We start from the raw sequence: 17343 nt of genomic DNA on the forward strand, positions 1-17343 counted from the left end.
CCTCTGGTGCGCTCATTCGCTCTGCCCCCACATGCGATGCAGGCTGTTTGCCAGGGCATCTGGGTTCCTGACGCCAATCTCGCCCAGCTTGGAGGAGTCGTCCTCGGCCGCCTCGAGAATCTCTTGGAGCGAGCCGTACTCGTCCACGATCTTGTCCGCCATGCCCTCGCGCACCACCGAGACGCGCGAGAGGGTGCGCAGGCCAAGCGGCGTCATGATGGTGTCCTCGCCGTAGTCCTCGTCGTAGCCCAGGATGCGGGCGACGACCTTGGGCGAACGCAGCTGCGGGTTGGCCATCTCGTGGAACTGCTTGCGGATGGCACGGGCATGCTCCTCGGAGGAGTCCCTGGCATAGTCGCGAATCATGAGGTTGTAGGCCTCGTCCATGTCACCGAGGAACTCCTCGCGCTGCATCTCGGTGATGCGGCCAGAGGTGCCCAGCTGGACGATGCAGCGGTCAAGCTCGTCGCCCGCCGACATGAGCACCTCGAACAGGTAGAAGATGTTCGTGATGTCACCAAGCGTGACAAAGTTGTCGAGCTCCAGGCTGGTGAGGTGCTGGAGGCTGCGGTCAAGCTGCGAGCGGGTGTTCTGCATGGCCGCAGTGAGCTGGTTCACGGTGGACATGATCTCGGCGGCGGGACGAAGTTGGTAGCCGCAGCCGTCCACGTACACATTGACCACCGAACGACGCTCGGAGACCGAGATGACCATGGCCTTGGTGAGCAGGCTCATGCGCGCTGCCGTACGATGGCGCGTGCCCGTCTCGGTGGCGGGCAGCGACGGATCCGGGTTGAGGTGGTAGTTGGCACGCAAGATCTTGGTGAGGTCCTTGTCGATAATGACGGCGCCATCCATCTTGCAGAGCTCGAAGAGTCGGTTCGCGGTGAACGAGACGTCCATGGCGAAGCCGTCATCGCCGGCAGCCAGCACGTTCTCGGTGTCGCCCACGCAGATGAGGGCCCCCAGGTGGCCGGCAATGATCATGTCGAGGGCCACACGCAGGGCAGTCCCCGGCGCCGTCATCTTGATGGCGCCGTCGATGCGCTGCTGGGTGGTGAGGGCCCCCTTGTCTAGCTTGGCAGGATCCATGGCGCCTCCTCGGACACGCCGGCCCGCACAAGGCGGGCCGGAGAAATCTCAAACCTCATAGCAGTATATGACGAGCGGGGGCACTTGGGCCGTGGGCCTATACGCCAGACGCGGCAAGCCCTCCCTCCTGCGGCGACCGGTGAGCGCCGGAGTCGACAGACCAGCGGTCGTGCGCCGAAGGAAGCTCCATGTGCTCGTGCTTGCGCGGAGCGGGAATCTCGCCTGTGCCCTTGGAGAACACAAGCTCGTCGCCGTCGGCGTCCAGCTCAATGATGTCGCCACGCTGCCACTTGCCCTCCAGGAGCTCCTCCGAGAGCGGATCCTCGATGAGCGTTTGGATGGCGCGGCGCAGCGGACGCGCACCGTAGATCGGATCGGTGCCACGCTTGGCGACAAGGTCGCGCGCAGCATCGCTGAGGTTGATCGACATGCCGTTGGTGATGAGGCGATCGCGCAGGTCAGAGACCATGAGTTCCACGATGCCACGGAGTTGCTCGCCCGTGAGCGACTTGAAGACCACGATCTCGTCCACACGGTTCAGGAACTCGGGGCGGAAGAGCTTCTTGAGCTCGGAGGTCACGCGGCTCGTGATCTCCTTGTCCGAGAGGCCCGAGGCACCTGATGCCGAGAAGCCCATCGTGGTGGTCTGCGCGATGTCGCGCGCACCGATGTTGGAGGTCATGATGATGACCGTGTTGGAGAAGTCCACGTGACGACCCTGGCCGTCGGTGAGCCTGCCCTCGTCGAGAATCTGGAGCAGCACGTTGAAGACGTCAGGGTGGGCCTTCTCGATCTCGTCGAAGAGCACGACCGAGTACGGGCGCCTGCGCACGGCCTTGGTGAGCTCGCCGCCCTCGTCATAGCCCACGTATCCCGGAGGCGCGCCGACGAGCTTGGAGACGGTGTGCTTCTCCATGAACTCGGACATGTCGAAGGTGATGAGCGCGTCTTCCGAGCCGAAGAGGAACGCGGCAAGCGCCTTGGCAAGCTCGGTCTTGCCCACGCCCGAGGGGCCCAGGAAGATGAACGAGCCGCCGGGGCGGCGCGGGTCCTTCAAGGGCGAGCGGCTGCGACGGATGGCACGCGCAACCTTGGTCACGGCCTCGTCCTGCCCAATGACACGCTGGTGGAGAACGTCCTCGCAGCGCAGGAGCTTCGAGGCCTCGGCCTCGGTGAGGTTGGATACGGGCACCCCGGTGATGCTCGAGACGACGTCGGCGATGTCATCCTCGTCCACGGTCACCACGTTCTGGGCGAGCCTCTCGCGCCAGGCGCCCTCAAGCTTGTCTCGCTTGGAGACAAGCTCCTTCTCCTGGTCGCGCAGGCGGGCAGCGTCCTCGAACTCCTGGGCAGCGGCAGCCTTGGACTTCTCGTCGCGAACGCGGGCAAGCTCGGCATCGACCTGGGCGATCTCGGGGGGCAGCGTGGTCTTGTGGACGCGCGTGCGGGCACCGGCCTCGTCGATGACGTCGATGGCCTTGTCGGGCAGGAAGCGGTCCTGGATGTAGCGGTCGGCCAGCGTCACGGCTGCCTTCAGCGCGCCCTCGGTATAGCGGACGTGGTGGTGCTCCTCGTAGCGGCTCTGCAGGCCATGCAGGATCTCGAGGGTGTCCTCGGGGCTGGGCTCGCCGATGTTGACCGGCTGGAACCTGCGCTCGAAGGCGGAGTCCTTCTCGATGTGCTTGCGGTACTCCTCGGCCGTGGTGGCGCCGATGACCTGGATCTCACCGCGCGAGAGGGGCGGCTTCAGGATGGAGGCGGCGTCGATCGAGCCCTCGGCGGAGCCCGCACCAATGATGGTGTGGATCTCGTCGATGAAGAGGATGTCGTTGGGGTTGTCCTCCAGCTCGGCGACAACCTTCTTCATGCGCTCCTCGAACTCGCCGCGGTACTTGGAGCCTGCCACGAGCGATGCCACGTCGAGCGTCCAGATCTGCTTGCCGCGGAGAATGTCGGGCACGTTGCCGGCGGAGATGAGCTGAGCCAGGCCCTCGACGACGGCCGTCTTGCCAACGCCTGGGTCGCCCAGGATGAGCGGGTTGTTCTTCTGCCTACGCGCGAGCACCTGCATAACGCGCTCGATCTCGCGGTCACGGTCGAGCACGGGGTCGAGCCTGCCCGCCTCGGCGAGCTTGGTGAGGTTGCGGCCATACTTCTCAAGCATGGAGCCATCGTCCGAGGAGGACTGGGCAGACCCCATGCCCATGAAGGTGCTGGAGTCCATGCGGACCTCGGCAGCGGACTGGCCCTCCTCCTCGGCCTTCTTGGACACGAGCTCGCTCACGGCGTTGCGCACCGCGTCGCCCGAGACGCCCATGGCGCGCAGCGCGTCCATGGCACGGCCGTTGCCCTCGGACACAATGCCCAGGAGCAGGTGCTCGGTGGTGATGTAGGTCTGGCCGTGGGTCATGGTCTCGCGGTATGCGGCCTCCAGCACACGCTTGGTGCGCGGTGTGAAGGGGATGTGCCCGCCGGGGACGGGCTCGGTCTCGTCCTGGGAGATCTGCTTCACGGTGGCGAGCGTCTCGTCGTATGTGACGTCGAGCTTCGCGAGCGCCTTGGCAGCGACGCCGTCCCCCTCCTTGATGAGGGCCAGGAGCAGGTGCTCCGTGCCCACGTACATCTGGCCGAGGCTCCTCGCCTCGTCCTGGGCCAAGCTCATGACCTTCCTGGCCCTGTCGGTGAATTTCTCGAACATGCGCTGATGTCTCCTCAGTGCCATGCGGGGGGGGCTACGAAATGCGCGGACCCGAAGGCCCGCGCATAGGGTGGCATGCCCCGCGACGTCTTCTTGGCTGTGTGTTTACCCACGCGCACGGACGGGCAAACACACGGACGAAAACGTATGCTATTGCTTCTCGGAATCCTCGAGGTGCGCGGCGAGCCACTCATCACGGTCGGGCGCGATGGCGCGCATGGCGCAGATCATGCTTGCGAACAGGTCGTCGAGCTCCATGCCGTTGAGCTCGGCACCACGGCGGATAACGTCGCGGCTGCAGCCGGCGGCGAAGCGCTTGTCCTTGAACTTCTTCTTGAGCGACTTGACCTCGAGGTCCATGACCGACTTGCTGGGGCGCATGAGGACGGCTGCCTGGATGAGGCCGCTAAGCTCGTCGGCCGCGTAGAGCACGCGCTCCATCCTGGCCTCGGGCTGGGGCAGGTAGGGGTTGTTGTCGGAGTTGTGCGTCTGGATGGCATGCACCAGCTCGGGCGTACCGCCCTCGGCCTCGATGAGCTCGCCCGCCCTCACCGTGTGCCGCACGGGGTCTTGGGACTCCTCCCAGTCAAGGTCGTGGAGAAGGCCCACCTGTCCCCAGAAGTCGACGTTGGCGGGGTCGTACCTCTCGGCGTAATGGCGCATGAGGCCCTCGAGGGTCTCGGCGTGCTGGATGTGGAAGGGGTCCTTGTTGTGGCGCCGAAGCAGGGAGAGCGCCTGGTCGCGCGTGAGGCCGGTCGAGAGCGCAGGCTCCGCCGACTCGCGCGCGACCTCCTGGGAGGCGCCCGTCTCGGCATCGTCGGCAATGGCGTCGACAGAGGCGGCGCTGTCCGTTGCCTCCGGGAGCTGCGAGGCGATGTCGGCCTTGGTCACGACCTCGGGCTTCATCTGCGGGAAGAGCAGCACGTCACGGATGGCGGGCTGGTCGCAGAAGAGCATGACCATGCGGTCGATGCCGTAGCCAATGCCACCCGCGGGAGGCATGCCGTACTCGAGCGCGCGCACGTAGTCGTAGTCGTAGCCCATGGCCTCGTCGTCACCCATGCCCTTGGCCGCGACCTGCTCGGCAAAGCGGCCGGCCTGGTCGACGGGGTCGTTCAGCTCGGAGAAGGCGTTCGCGTACTCATGGCCGCAGATCACGAGCTCGAAGCGGTCGGTGAGGCGTGGGTCCTCCTCCTTGCGCTTGGCAAGTGGGCTCACCTCCTCGGGGTAGTCGCACACAAAGGTGGGGTTCACGAGCGTGGACTCGCCCAACTCGTCGTAGAGCTCGAAGAGGAGCTTGCCGGCGCCCCAACCCTCCTCGACATCGATGCCGTGGGCCGCGCAGAGCCCGCGAAGGTGCTCGATGGGCGTGTCCATGTCCACGTGCTCGCCCACGACCTGCGAAGCCACCTCGGAGAGGGCCACCGAGCGCCACGTGCCGCTCATGTCGACCTCCTGGCCCTGGTACGTGATGGCCTCGTGACCCTCCTCGCAGCCGCAGACCTCGCGCGCGATGGCCTTGAAGAGGCCCTCGGTGAGCCGCTTCATGCCGTCGAGGTCGGAATAGGCGCAGTAGGCCTCCATCGTGGTGAACTCGGGGTTGTGCGTGAGGTCCATGCCCTCGTTGCGGAACTGGCGGCCAATCTCGAACACGCGCTCCATGCCGCCCACGATGAGGCGCTTGAGCGGCAGCTCGGTGGCGATGCGCAGGTAGAAGTCGCGGTCGAGCGCGTTGAAGTGCGTGACGAACGGCTTGGCGTTCGCGCCGCCCATGATGGCGTGCATCATGGGGGTCTCGACCTCCATGTAGCCGTCGGCCTCCATGTAGCGCCGGATCAGGCTCACGATGGCGGAGCGACGGCGGAACACGTCACGCACCTCTGGGTTCATGATGAGGTCGACGTAGCGCTGGCGGTAGCGGACCTCACGGTCCGTAAGGCCGTGGAACTTCTCGGGCAGCGGACGCAGCGACTTGGAGAGCGGACGCACGCTGGTGGGGCTAACTGACAGCTGCCCGCGACGCGTGCGCACCACGACACCCGTGGCCTCCACGATGTCACCCAGGTCGACCTGCTTGAGCAGGCCCCAGTCGGCGGGAGCGAAGTTGTTCACGCGGCAGAACAGCTGAATCTGACCGGTGGCGTCCTCCAGCACCACGAAGGCAATCTTTCCCGAGTCGCGGAAGGCGCGAACGCGCCCCGCCACGGTGACCTCGTCGGTTGTGTCCTCGCCGTCCTGCAGGTTGGCGTACCTTTGCTCCAGCTCGGCCGCATGGGCGGTGACGTTGGACCGTATGGGATAGGGGTCCACGCCCGCGTCGATGAGCGCCTGACGGCGGGCGCGGCGCTGGGCCCTCTCGTCATTGGTGTTGTTCTCGCCGGTCTTGCTCTGGTCGGCCATTGCTGCTCCTAGTGCTCACATGCGCCTGTCGGCGCGATCTCTCTCCCATGCCTGGCCGACGGTGCAATGCGACCACGGCACAGACCATTGTACTGTAGCGATTTGGCTGGCGCGTTGGCACGCCGGGTTTCTCGGTGCCGAGAAGCGCGCGGATGTGGGCAGCTGCAGGAGCCCGGCATTATTGCGCGGCATTTTGTCTTGTCTCGGCGTTTTCCCAGTTGGCCCTGCACGAATCCCAAAGTTGCGCGCAATAATCACGGCTGGGGAAGGGCTAGCGACGTGGGAGGCTGCCGAGGCGTGTGCCACGGCGTCAAGCCGGTGCCGCAGCGGCCCTCTCCTCCGGGCAGGCAGACCGAGAAAAAAGGTCCCTCCGAAGAGGGGCCCAAGTCGCAGCGCATGAGGCGTTTGCTCTATCGAGCAATGCCCACAACCGTGTAGCCCTTGGTCTTGCCAGCAGGCGTGATGAACTCGACCTGGTCACCCTTGCCGCAGCCGATGAGGGCCTGGCCAGCGGGAGACTCGTTCGAGATCTTGTGCTCGAGCGAGTTGGTCTCGGTGGTGCCCACGATGGTGAACTTGGTCTTCTTGCCACGCTCATCCTCGAGTTCGACGACAGTGCCAATGGAGACCCTAATGCCACCGTGCTGGGTACCCTCGACGACCCTTGCCACCGAGAGGGTCTGGCGAATCTCGGCGATCTTGGACTCGTTCTGGGACTGCTCCTCCTTGGCAGCGTCATACTCGGAGTTCTCCGAGAGGTCGCCGAAGGAGCGGGCCTCCTTCAGGCGCTCGACGATCTCGTCGCGAAGCTCGCCCTCACGGTACGCCAGCTCGTCAACGAGCTTCTGGCGACCCTCGGCGGTAAGAGTGATTTCCTTGCTGTTATCCATGATTCTGCTTTCCTCGTAGTGCGTGGGAGGTACGTGCGCTAGGCGCTTGGGCTACTCGCCCAGCCTGGCGCCGCACTTCTTGCAGAAGGCGGCGTCGGCAGGGTTCTCGGCACCGCATTTGGGGCAGAACTGAACATCCTTATCGCCAGCCCCGGCCTTCTCGGCGGCAGCGTCCTCGATGTCGGCGTCATCCTCGTCAGCGACGACATCCTCGGCCTCGGCCGCCTTGGGCTCCTCAGCCTTCTTGGAGTCCTTATCGCCCTCGTCGCCCTCTTCCATTCCCTCGCGCACGTTCTTGACGGTCTTGCCGAGGGCGGAGCCGAGCTTGGGAAGGTTCTTGGGCCCAAAGATGATCAGCACAACGACAACGATGATGAGCAGCTCGGGAATGCCAAGTCCAAGAAACATGGTCAGGTCCTCCTAGATGTGGATGAATGGAGCAGGCACACGTCGCGCACTGCCGCATCCGCTAGTATAGCCGAGGATGTTTACTGCTCACAATATAAACCGGGAGTTTGCCCGGGACCTCTCAAGTCGCCTGCCCCGCCATCACAACACTTCCGGTTTCCCCTGTTAGGAGCGCTTGTGCCAACTTGGCTGCTAGTCCTGGTGATCGTTTCGTGGGTCCTGTTTGCCATCGTTTTGGCACTGCCATGGCTGCTCAGGCGCCGTGGCGTCGAGATGCGCCGGACCAAGTTTGGCCCCGCGCTCATCTTTGAGGCGGCAGACGACGACGGCACGCCGGTGCGCCTGCTCAACGTCAACGGCACCTTCCAGAGCGTCTGCTACCTTCCCGACGAGCTGCGCTTTGAGCTTGCCTGCGTCTACCACCGCACCATGGCCGAGGTGAGCTACGACCTGCCCAACGCCACGCGTGCCTTGGTCATCGGCGGCGGCGGTTACTCCCTGCCCAAGTGGCTCGTGGCGCACAGGCCCAAGCTCCACGTTGACGCCGTCGAGGTCGATCCGCGTGTCACCGCAATTGCACGCGAGCGCTTCTTTCTCGATGACCTCATCGAGCAGTACGGCGCGAACCGCATTTCCCTTGTGGATGACGACGGGTGGGCCTACCTACGCCGCGCTGAGAAGCCCTACGACATCATCGTGAACGACGCCTTCTCGGGCAACCGTCCGCTCGGCCAGCTGGGAACCGATGGGGGCGCACGCCTTATCCACGAGAAGCTCACCCCGGGCGGGGTGTACCTTGCCAACCTGCGCTGCTCCACCGAGGGGCGCAAGTCACGCATCCTTGCGGAAGTCGAGCGGGCCTTCTCGGCGCAGTTCGCACGCGTGGCCTACGTACCCGAGTGGCCCGACAAGCCCGGGGACCGCGGAAACAACGTCCTCATTGCGACCGATGATGCATCGCTGACGCTACCAGAGGGTGCCGTGGTCGTGAAGTAGCGCCGTTCGCCCGTCCACTTGCGGCCATCTTGTTTAAACAAGCATTGCGTCCCGCGGCGCGATGGTCCACCATGGGCATCAGACGCAATGCCCGGCATCGCCGAGAAGGGATCCTCATGGCACAAGACACCAGCACCTCTCTTAGAAACCTTGTCATCTACTCCGTCTTTGTGCGCAACCACACCCCCGAGGGCACGTTTCGCGCCGTGATCCCTGACCTGCCTCGCATCCACGCGCTGGGCACCGACGTCGTGTGGCTCATGCCCATCCACCCCATTGGCGAGAAGAATCGCAAGGGCACGCTGGGAAGCCCCTACGCAAACCGCGACTACCGCACGGTGAATCCCGAGCATGGCACCATGGGTGACTTCCGCGCGCTGGTGGATGCCATCCACGCCGAGGGCATGAAGTGCATGATCGACGTGGTGTACAACCACACCTCCCCTGACTCCGTCCTTTACGACGAGCACCCGGAGTTCTTCTTCCGCAAGCCCGACGGCCGGCCCGGGAACCACGTGGGAGACTGGTCCGATGTCATCGACCTTGACTACAGCGTCTCGGCGCTCTGGGACTACCAGATAGAGACCCTGTGCCAGTGGGCCCGCATCGTCGATGGCTTCCGCTGCGACGTCGCCTCCTTCGTGCCCGTCGAATTCTGGAAGCGCGCGCGTACGGCTGTCGAGGAGGTCCACCCGGGCTGCATGTGGCTTGCCGAGACGGTCCACCGCTCGTTTGGCGCGGCCTGCCGCGCTGCCGGCATGACGTGCGCGCGCGACTCCGAGGCGTTCGAGGCCTTCGACATGGAGTACGAGTACGACGTTCAGGAGGCATTCGAGCGCTACCTCAAGGGCGAGACGCCCCTCTCGTGCTACCTCGACCTTCTCGACTTCCAGGAGAACCTCTATCCCCAGAACTACGACAAGCTGCGCTTTCTCGAGAACCATGACGTGCCGCGCATAGCCTCGCACGTGACGGGCGAATCTGATTTGCGCAACTACACCGCCATGCTCTACTTCAAGAAGGGCACGACGCTCGTCTACGCCGGCCAAGAGGCCGCATGCGATCATCTTCCCAGCCTCTTCGACCGCGACACCATCTCCTGGGATACGGGCACGGACCTCTCGGGGCTCATGCGCCGCATGGCCCAGATCAAGCACGACACGCTAGACGCCGACGACGCCTTCTTTGTGGCGGCAGACGACGAGAACGACATCGCCGTCCTGCGCCGCGAGCACGGGGGCGAGCGCAAGGTGGGGGTGTTCTCGCTGAGGTCCCGCTCGGCATCCGTCGAGGTGGAGCTGCCCGACGGCGCCTACACGAACCTTATCGACGGGTCTGCGGTGGCCGTGACCGACGGGCACCTCTCGTGCTCGGGCTCGCCCATCGTGGTCACGGCACACGTGGAGTGCGCCTGGGGCGTCTAGCATGGGACCTGCCGGAATCGCAAGTCGCACCCGAGGGGGGCGTAGGCGAGGCAGCACGGCCCAAAAGATGCTCGCTGGCAGATAGGCCCGGTCGTGCGTACGCACAACCGGGCTCCTTTGACATTGCCCTGGCATTTGCCCAGGTGGGCGAGAAGGCCCTGGCAGCGGATGGGGGTTGTGCGTACGCACAACCGGCAAAAGCCGCCATGAGACAAGGGGACTGTCCCCTTCCCTTGTCCCTTGTCTCACAGCAGATAGGTGTAGATGGCCTCGGCACAGCCGCCATGGTCGTTGTCGGCAACAACGACGTCCGCAGCCGCCAGCACATCGGACGACGCGTTGCCCATGGCAATGCCCAGGCCAGCATCGCGCAGCATGTCGAGGTCGTTCCCGGAGTCTCCGATGGCAACGCCCTTCTCGACCGGAATCCCAAGCAGCTGGCACAGCTCCACCAGTGCGGCGCCTTTGCTCACGTCCTTGGGAGAAAGCTCCAGCGAGTTCGCCGTGGAGAAGGTCGGCTCCACGGGAATGCCCTGCTCCTCGATGCGTTGCAAAACGTCGGTCACATACGTACCAACGGCGGGATGCATGATGTACTTGGACACGACACCAGGATGCGAGAGGAGCCACTCCTCGACGTCTGGCACAAAGTGACAGGCGCTCTTGAACGTGTCGTAGAACCCCTCGAGCCCATAGCGCGGCAGGCGCTCGAGGCTTCCGACGGGCTGGTAGGCCTCCATACCCGCAAGGACCTCAAGCATCACGTCCTTGCCCTCATGCGTCTTGAGGAGCCGCAGGATGATATCGGAATCAAAGGTGCGCTCGGCCAGCGTGCGCCCGTGAAGAAGATCGACAATCTGCGCGCCGCTCGTGAGAATGGCGTAGGACACCCCCTCCAGCTGCACGCGATAGGGGCGCACCAGGCTCGAACTGCGCCCGGTGGCGATTGTCACGACCTTGCCTGCGCGCAGGCCCGCTGCCGAGATTGGAGCAACGGCGGCATCGCGCTCGGGACCATAACGACCCCCTCCGTGGATTCGTAGACGGAACCCATATCGTCTCCATCTCCCGTGGTATGATGCCCTTAGTAAGCCCGCCTGGCCTCTCTACGATGCACACTGGCGGGCTTTCGCCTATCTAAAGGTCGTCTTGTCTATGGAATACACCAAGCCCTTCCTCACCTTCGAACAGCAAGCCGACCTTCTTATGGACGAGCGCGGCATGGTCGCCGACCGGGACGACCTCATCCGGCGCCCACTCTTCATGGCAACGTCTTCTCCCTCCGCCTCGGGCGCCCAACGACGTGCGAGGGCCGCCACGGCCAGCAGGGCGACGGGCGGCGTGCCCTCGTCGCCGGCCTGCGGTATGCGGCCACGGCCCTTGTCCGGGGAGGTCGGCTCGTCTGGGGTGTCAGGCTCATCGGGCTTGGGCCTCTCGGTGTTGGTCACGGTGAAGCCGGATGCGGCGTCGCCGGAGACCTCGGGGGTGTACCCCTCGACCGGGTCCTCGGAGACGGCGTAGGCGATCTTGCGGCCGCCGACGTGCTTGGCGAGGCCGTCGAAGGAGCCCGCCCAGCCGCCCTCGGCCGAGAGCGTCAGCGTCTTGCCGGTGTCCACCCCGTCGGCCAGCAGGCGGACGGTGACGGGGCCGCCCTCGGGGCCGACCCACCTCTTGGTGACAGGGACCGACGTGGTGCTCGACTTGTTGTCGAACGCCATCGAGGCGACCGGGGTCCCGCCTTGGTGATGGCGGGCGTCGCGGTGACGGTCGTCCTGCCGTGGGGGGCCGTCTCCCTGTGCAGGGTGACGGCCACGTCGTAGACCGTATCGTCGTAGGCGTAGGAGGGACTGTCTCCCGCCTTCTCCCCGGCGGCGTAGCGCATGGTCGAGTCGCTGCCGTCAGCAGCGAGACCGTCCTCGGAGTAGACGAGCTTGTCAAAGGGTACGGTCCCGCCATCGTTCTGCTTCTCCTGCAGGACCTCGCCCTGCCCGTCGCAGAGCTGGAACGCGAACGCCTGGCCGGAGCCCGGCGCTTGCCCGTCGACGGTCTTGGTCGCGCCCAGCTGCACGGTCGGCATCTTCGGGGTCTTGGTGGTGTTGGCTCCCACGCTGTCCTCCACCGCGTAGCCCTCGGGGACGTCCTGGTGTGGGTGACCCGCTGGTCGGCGGGGTCGGACGAGACGACGGTCTTGTCGACGCCCTTCTCACCGCACGCCGCGTTGTAGTCGCTGCCCTGGAGCACGTAGTTGCGGTGCCCCTGGTAGGTCGTGCCGCCGGACCGGTAGTTGATCTCGGCTCGGTTGGTGTACTTGACGCCGGTGCCTCCCCTGGCGCTGGCCCAGTAGTAGACCCAGACGGTGTCGGTCAGCGTCCCCGGGTAGCTGAAGGCGAGTTGCTGGCCGCTGATGCTCACGGAGTACAGGGAGGGGTCGAGCACCTCCCCCGAGGGGGTCGTGACGCGGACGTCGCGGGTGCGGTCGAAGCCCATGCCGTCGGGCAGCGTGTCGATGACGGTGACGCTGCCCATCGTGGCGCGCTTGTTGTTCACGAACAGGCGGTAGCCGATGGTCTCGTCGCTGGTCGAGTCATACACCCCTATCTGGGCGGCATTGTCGCCCATTCCCTCCGAGTAGTCGTAGTCACCATAGCTGACCTTGCCGTCGCTGGCGTCCTTCATGATGGCGTCGGTGTAGCTCCCACCCCGCCGGCACCGCCTCTGGGGATGACGGTGAGGTCCCTCGAGTCTCCTCCGACGGGGACGGGCGCGGTGGTCTGCTCGGTGACGTCTGCTGTCGTGATGTGCATGCTGAACGACCCGGCGAGCGCTACCAGGGCATTAGGGCCGAACGTGAGCTCCCACGTCCCGTCGCCCTTGTCTGCGACGGAGCTGAAGTGCAGGGGGTCGACGGAGAGCCTCACCTTGCTGGCGACCTCCGTCGGGATGCTCACGGTAATGGTGCCGCCCTCCTGAAAGGACCCCCGATCGATGGTGTACTTGACCGCGAAGATCGCCGTGGAACCGGCGGAGCAGGAGTCCTTGTTCAAGGTGATGGTCGCATGGAAGCCCGACGCACCCGGTGCGCGCAGGAGCGTGGCGGCCGTGGGCTCTGGGGTGCCCTCCCCTATGACGGCCTGCGGCGCGTCCTCGTCGGGGAAGCCCTCCTGGGCGGCGAGCCCCTCGGCGCCCTCGCCTTCCACCGGGGAGTCACCCTGGATGGCAACGGGCTACGTCCCCGCGCCCTCATCGACGATGGCGCGCATCGTCCCTCCGGGCATGAAGATGCCGAGCGCGAGCACTGCGCCCATGAGGTAGCACAACTTCCTTCTCATTCGTACCGCCCTTCTCGTGCCTATGCCGTCGCCCCCCACCTGCAGCGGACCTCTACCGAGTCATTCTTGTGCCTCATCAAGCGGAATGATCCGCGCCGAGACGACCTTGCCTCCCTCACAGATAACGCGTCCCATGCTGGGGCCGCCGGCACGAGGGTGCGTGGGGCTCCCCGGGTTCATCACAAGCACGCCCGTTGCCCGGTCCTTCTCGACAAACGGGCGGTGGGTGTGCCCGCAGATAGCGATGTCGCAGATCTTGAGGTCAAGCCTCTCGCGATAGTGGCAAACCTCCCAGCGCAGGCCACTCGAGAAGAAGACCTTGAGGCGCTTGACCTCGGGGCCAAAGTCGTAGGACCAGTCGTTATTGCCCAGGCACAGCTGCACCGTGGCCATCTCTTGCAGCGTGCGGTAGTCTGACGCCGAGCAGATATCTCCCGCGTGAACGATAACATCTGCCCCTTGAAGCTCGTCCAGGAGACGCGGCGAGAGATACCCGTGCGTGTCCGAGACGATGTCGTAGCGCATCCTTGCCACGCCCTGCCCTACCAGCACCTAGAGCCCAAGGGCACGCTTGAGGGCGACCACGCGTCTGCGCGAGACCGAAATCTTCTTGCCCTCGATGCCATTGACGCCCAGCTGGAGAATGCCGCTGGAGACAACCTCGACGTCCTCGACATACTCAAGGTTCACGATGTAGCCGCGGTGCACGCGGAAGAAGCCGTGTGGCGCGAGCTTCTGCTCGAGTTTGGCCAGAGAGATGGTCGAGAGGTAGCGGTCATCGTCCGTGTAGATGCAGGAGTAGTCGTCCTTGGCCTCGATGTAGCGAATCTGGTCGATGGGGACGAGCACCTTGCGACCGCTCTTCACCACGGGAATGCGCTCCACGGAGGAGTGCGATTGGGGCTGCGGCTTGACGCGGGACTGCACCTTGTCCAGGGCCTGGTTGAGACGGTCCGTCTCGACCGGCTTCATGAGATAGTCGATTGCGTCCACGTCAAAGGCCTCCAGTGCGTACTCGCTGTAGGCGGTCACGAAGACAACCGCCGGCGGGTTCTTGAGCTTGTGGAGGGCCTCTGCAAGCTGCATGCCGTTGGTCTTGGGCATGGAGACATCAAGAAAGATCACATCGGCCCGCGCCTCCATGAGCCTCTCGACCGCCTCGCGCGCGCTTGATGCCTCGGTGATGGCATCGACGCGCCCGGTCTCCTCGAGGAGGTAGCGCAGTTCGGAACGGGCGGGTGCCTCGTCATCGACAATCATCGCACGCAGCATTACAACAACCTACCTTCCGACTGCGACACACGTCCCGCCGCAGACACGCAGAGAAGCCTATAGCCTACCGTTTATCGTTAGTATGCTACCCTTTAGCCCCCTGACGCAACGTCAAGGCAGCCTCGCCCAAACGCAACGTTACGCAGGTACCCTCCCCTGGCTTGGAGATAATCTCCACGCCCGCATCTGCCCCATAGAAGCGCTCGACGCGCTCGGCAACGTTCTTGAGGGCAATACCGGTACCCTTCTCGGCACCCGACGGCCCAGAGGCCGCCGCAAGGAGCTTGTCCGCCGTCTTTTGGTCCATGCCCAAGCCGTCATCTGCGACCGCCACCAGCACGTCATTGCCGTCCACGGCAACATGGATGTCGATGCGGAGGGTGCCCTCCTCGCGCATGGCGTGGCGCACCGAGTTCTCGACGATAGGCTGCACCAGGAAGGAGGGCACAGGGAGGCTCTCGCAGCCGGGTTCCACGAACTCCTCCTCCACGATGCGGCCCTCGCCAAAGCGCGCTTTCTCGATCTTGAGGTAGCGCCGCGTCTGCTCAAGCTCGCGCGAGAGCGGGATGAGCTGGTCTGTGCCCTCAAGCGTACGGCGATAGAAGATGGAGAACTCGCGAAGTAGGTCGCGCGCCTTGATGGGGTCGGTGCGGGTGAGCGACGCGATGGTGTTGAGCGTGTTGAAGAGGAAGTGCGGGTTGATTTGCGCCTGCAGCGCCTTGACCTCGGCGCGGGCGAGAAGCTCCGCCTGGCGGTCAAGCTCGTACGAGGATAGCTGGGTCGAGAGCAGCTCGCCAAAGCCCTTGGCAATAGCCAGCTGCGTTCGATCGATGTCCGTACCACTGCGGTAGTAAAGCTTGATGGCCCCCATGGGTTCATCCTGCACGAGCAGCGGCACGATGATGCCAAAGGCGTGCCCCGAGCGGTTCTGCATGAGGCTGAAGTAGCTTGTGGTCTGGCCCCCATCATCCATCGATACGAAGGTCTCCATGCGCTTGCTCTCAAGAACCTCAAGCGTAGGCACGGTGTTATCGCTTCCAACCGGCTTCCCCACGCCATGCTCGCCTTCGTAGGCAAGGACCTTCTTGGTGTTGGTGACGGCTATGCCCACAGCGGCCGTTTCGGGCAGGAGCAGGCGACAGATGTGGGCGGCGTTGTCGGACGTGAGGCCGTGGTTGCAGCTGCGCAGCGTCTCTGAGGCGACGGCGAGGGTCCTCTCTGTTGCCTCGGCACGCATGGTGTCGGGCACGAGGTTGATGGTGCCAAAGGCAACGATGACAACGGCAAGCCCCGCGCCCGCAAGCATGGATGCGATAACGTTGCCCACCGCGACTCCCCATGCAACGAGAAGGAGCAAAACGGCAGTCACCGCGCTGAGAATCGTATTCACCGAGCTAGGCGAGAACGAAGACGAGCCATCACTCATGTGGGCTTCCTTTCGCGGGCGCCCCTGTGCTCAGGAGCTCACGCTGGAGGTAGTGGCTGTCCCAGATAGACGAGGCGATGCTCGGCCAGATGGTGGCAAACGAGAGGTAGCGCGTGGAGGCCTCCCGCGCGTACCTGTCCGCCTCGCCGCAGCCGGTGCGCAGGATGCGGAGGTAGTCCGAACGGTCGCGTCCCACCAGGGCACGACGAATGGCCGTGGCCGTCACGCGCGAGCGCACCTGCGGGGTGAGCCACGGGCCAGGATAGGGCATGAGCGACTCCGGCGTTATCGTGCGCAGGTCTCGCCGGGCGTTCATGGCCTCGAGCTTGCGGTACTCGTAGAACCAGCGGTAGACGTCCTGGATGAAGATCGACGGTGTCGAGGCCGCCTCCTCCGGCGGCTGCATGCGCACGTGCCAAGCGTTGTCAAACCACACGTCAATGCCATTGGCACGCAGGTCGAGAAGGTAGTCAAGATCCTCTCCGCGCGTGATGTAGGGGTCGAAGGGCACCCGCGTAAAGGCTGACGCATGGATGGAGCAGCACCCACCGCAGAGGTAGCTTGAGCGGAGAATGCGCGTGGGCGAGGTGAGGTAGCGCCTCATCATCTCGTTGAACCCAACGTGCTTGGACCAGAGGCGCTCGCACCACTCTGTCTGCACTTGTGCGTAGGGGGAGCTCCGCACGTCTACGTAGTAGCCGCTTTTGGCAAGAATGGGCAGGTCTTGACGGGTAAGGGAGTCAAGTCCGTAGACGGCGTCGATGAGGTAGTCCTCGCTGAGGGCCACCTCGTCGTCATCCATGAAGACCACGGCATCGTGCCCAAAGGCCGAAGCCACGGCCAGTCCCATGTTGCGAATGGCACCGTAGCCGCGGAGTGCGATGGGGTCTCCCCGCAGCTTGGCGTACATGCTCGCGCACTGCTCCTGAATGGCCGCCGCCCCCTCGTCGCCAATAACGATGGGGTTAAGGTCCATGTGGCTGCGGCAGATGGAGTTCACGCGAGCCCGGGCGGAGGCTACGCAGGACGGAGCCGCGACGAGAAGGACGATGACGCGAGAAACGCCGCGCACCTGTTCGAGCGACGAGAGGCACATCTCGAGCTCTGGCAGTGGCTTGCTGGTGGGCGTGGAGTAGTCGTACGAGCCGCGCTCCCCCAGCCGGCCGTGAGACTTGCTCTCGGCCCAGTACGAGGGAATCACGATGACGGGATCCACGGCTGCCTCCGGTTGAACGAACGATGGGCGCAGGCTGCGCACCGTGCTTATGGTACCTCACGAGACACGCGGGAGCCTCGGGCAGCAAGCGGAGGGTTGTGGGCGTTGCGCGTACGCACGACGGGACTTTCTCGCCAATCTTACCCTTCAGACGGGTCCGACTGGCAGCAACGAGGGATTGTGCGTACGCAC

At 64.7% G+C, this 17343-nt stretch carries 15 protein-coding genes; 2 read left to right on the forward strand and 13 right to left on the reverse strand.

Annotated elements, in window-relative coordinates:
- Positions 1-12: 12 nt before the first annotated feature.
- From disA to tatA, 5 genes are all read right to left on the reverse strand, one after another.
- Positions 13-1092, reverse strand: a complete 1080-nt coding sequence (disA, locus tag E0E00_RS00405; protein WP_130810379.1) for a DNA integrity scanning diadenylate cyclase DisA — start codon at positions 1090-1092, stop codon at positions 13-15.
- Between the two features lie 97 nt (positions 1093-1189).
- Complete coding sequence (locus tag E0E00_RS00410) at positions 1190-3790, reverse strand: ATP-dependent Clp protease ATP-binding subunit (protein ID WP_130810382.1); 2601 nt, start codon at positions 3788-3790, stop codon at positions 1190-1192.
- Positions 3791-3940: 150 nt separating this feature from the next.
- Positions 3941-6190 carry a lysine--tRNA ligase gene (gene lysS, locus E0E00_RS00415; RefSeq protein WP_130810384.1) on the reverse strand — a complete coding sequence of 750 codons (2250 nt, stop codon included), beginning with the start codon at positions 6188-6190 and terminating at the stop codon, positions 3941-3943.
- A gap of 410 nt (positions 6191-6600) precedes the next feature.
- Positions 6601-7080, reverse strand: coding sequence for a transcription elongation factor GreA (gene greA / locus E0E00_RS00420; RefSeq protein ID WP_130810386.1), 480 nt, complete (start codon positions 7078-7080; stop codon positions 6601-6603).
- Between the two features lie 51 nt (positions 7081-7131).
- Positions 7132-7488 carry a twin-arginine translocase TatA/TatE family subunit gene (gene tatA, locus E0E00_RS00425; RefSeq protein ID WP_130810388.1) on the reverse strand — a complete coding sequence of 119 codons (357 nt, stop codon included), beginning with the start codon at positions 7486-7488 and terminating at the stop codon, positions 7132-7134.
- Positions 7489-7665: 177 nt separating this feature from the next.
- Between tatA and E0E00_RS00430 the strand changes: the two genes are divergently transcribed.
- Together E0E00_RS00430 and E0E00_RS00435 are read left to right on the forward strand one after the other, a co-directional pair.
- Positions 7666-8484 carry a spermidine synthase gene (locus tag E0E00_RS00430; protein ID WP_130810390.1) on the forward strand — a complete coding sequence of 273 codons (819 nt, stop codon included), beginning with the start codon at positions 7666-7668 and terminating at the stop codon, positions 8482-8484.
- Between the two features lie 116 nt (positions 8485-8600).
- Positions 8601-9908 (forward strand): alpha-amylase family glycosyl hydrolase, encoded by a 1308-nt coding sequence (locus E0E00_RS00435; protein ID WP_130810392.1) that lies wholly within the window; start codon positions 8601-8603, stop codon positions 9906-9908.
- A gap of 245 nt (positions 9909-10153) precedes the next feature.
- Here the strand turns inward: E0E00_RS00435 and E0E00_RS00440 are convergent, their stop codons facing one another.
- From E0E00_RS00440 to E0E00_RS00475, 8 genes are all read right to left on the reverse strand, one after another.
- Positions 10154-10861, reverse strand: a complete 708-nt coding sequence (locus E0E00_RS00440) for an HAD-IIB family hydrolase (RefSeq protein WP_165443472.1) — start codon at positions 10859-10861, stop codon at positions 10154-10156.
- Between the two features lie 180 nt (positions 10862-11041).
- Positions 11042-11539 carry a Cna B-type domain-containing protein gene (locus E0E00_RS00445; protein ID WP_242622146.1) on the reverse strand — a complete coding sequence of 166 codons (498 nt, stop codon included), beginning with the start codon at positions 11537-11539 and terminating at the stop codon, positions 11042-11044.
- Positions 11503-12015, reverse strand: a complete 513-nt coding sequence (locus tag E0E00_RS14820) for a Spy0128 family protein (protein ID WP_130810399.1) — start codon at positions 12013-12015, stop codon at positions 11503-11505. Before E0E00_RS14820 ends, E0E00_RS00445 begins: the two co-directional genes overlap by 37 nt.
- Positions 12016-12580: 565 nt before the next feature.
- Positions 12581-13105 (reverse strand): hypothetical protein, encoded by a 525-nt coding sequence (locus E0E00_RS00455; RefSeq protein WP_130810401.1) that lies wholly within the window; start codon positions 13103-13105, stop codon positions 12581-12583.
- 192 nt (positions 13106-13297) lie between these two features.
- Positions 13298-13762, reverse strand: a complete 465-nt coding sequence (locus E0E00_RS00460; protein WP_130811620.1) for a metallophosphoesterase — start codon at positions 13760-13762, stop codon at positions 13298-13300.
- Between the two features lie 27 nt (positions 13763-13789).
- Positions 13790-14509 (reverse strand): LytTR family DNA-binding domain-containing protein, encoded by a 720-nt coding sequence (locus E0E00_RS00465; protein ID WP_207302591.1) that lies wholly within the window; start codon positions 14507-14509, stop codon positions 13790-13792.
- Positions 14510-14594: 85 nt separating this feature from the next.
- Complete coding sequence (locus tag E0E00_RS00470) at positions 14595-15935, reverse strand: sensor histidine kinase (protein ID WP_130810403.1); 1341 nt, start codon at positions 15933-15935, stop codon at positions 14595-14597.
- Positions 15928-17151: a glycosyltransferase family 2 protein gene (locus tag E0E00_RS00475; protein WP_130810405.1), complete on the reverse strand. Its 1224-nt coding sequence runs from the start codon at positions 17149-17151 to the stop codon at positions 15928-15930. The genes E0E00_RS00470 and E0E00_RS00475 overlap by 8 nt, the downstream gene beginning before the upstream one ends.
- Positions 17152-17343: the final 192 nt, after the last annotated feature.

Source organism: Olsenella sp. Marseille-P4559 (assembly GCF_900605015.1).
Taxonomy (GTDB): domain Bacteria; phylum Actinomycetota; class Coriobacteriia; order Coriobacteriales; family Atopobiaceae; genus Tractidigestivibacter.

What these genes read in the sequence shown, in the direction of transcription:
- disA (WP_130810379.1), bottom strand. Translation starts at nt 1,092, where the DNA reads ATGGATCCTGCCAAGCTAGACAAGGGGGCCCTCACCACCCAGCAGCGC.
- E0E00_RS00470 (WP_130810403.1), bottom strand. Translation starts at nt 15,935, where the DNA reads ATGAGTGATGGCTCGTCTTCGTTCTCGCCTAGCTCGGTGAATACGATT.
- lysS (WP_130810384.1), bottom strand. Translation starts at nt 6,190, where the DNA reads ATGGCCGACCAGAGCAAGACCGGCGAGAACAACACCAATGACGAGAGG.
- greA (WP_130810386.1), bottom strand. Translation starts at nt 7,080, where the DNA reads ATGGATAACAGCAAGGAAATCACTCTTACCGCCGAGGGTCGCCAGAAG.
- E0E00_RS00410 (WP_130810382.1), bottom strand. Translation starts at nt 3,790, where the DNA reads ATGTTCGAGAAATTCACCGACAGGGCCAGGAAGGTCATGAGCTTGGCC.
- E0E00_RS00465 (WP_207302591.1), bottom strand. Translation starts at nt 14,509, where the DNA reads ATGCTGCGTGCGATGATTGTCGATGACGAGGCACCCGCCCGTTCCGAA.
- E0E00_RS00435 (WP_130810392.1), top strand. Translation starts at nt 8,601, where the DNA reads ATGGCACAAGACACCAGCACCTCTCTTAGAAACCTTGTCATCTACTCC.
- E0E00_RS00460 (WP_130811620.1), bottom strand. Translation starts at nt 13,762, where the DNA reads ATGCGCTACGACATCGTCTCGGACACGCACGGGTATCTCTCGCCGCGT.
- tatA (WP_130810388.1), bottom strand. Translation starts at nt 7,488, where the DNA reads ATGTTTCTTGGACTTGGCATTCCCGAGCTGCTCATCATCGTTGTCGTT.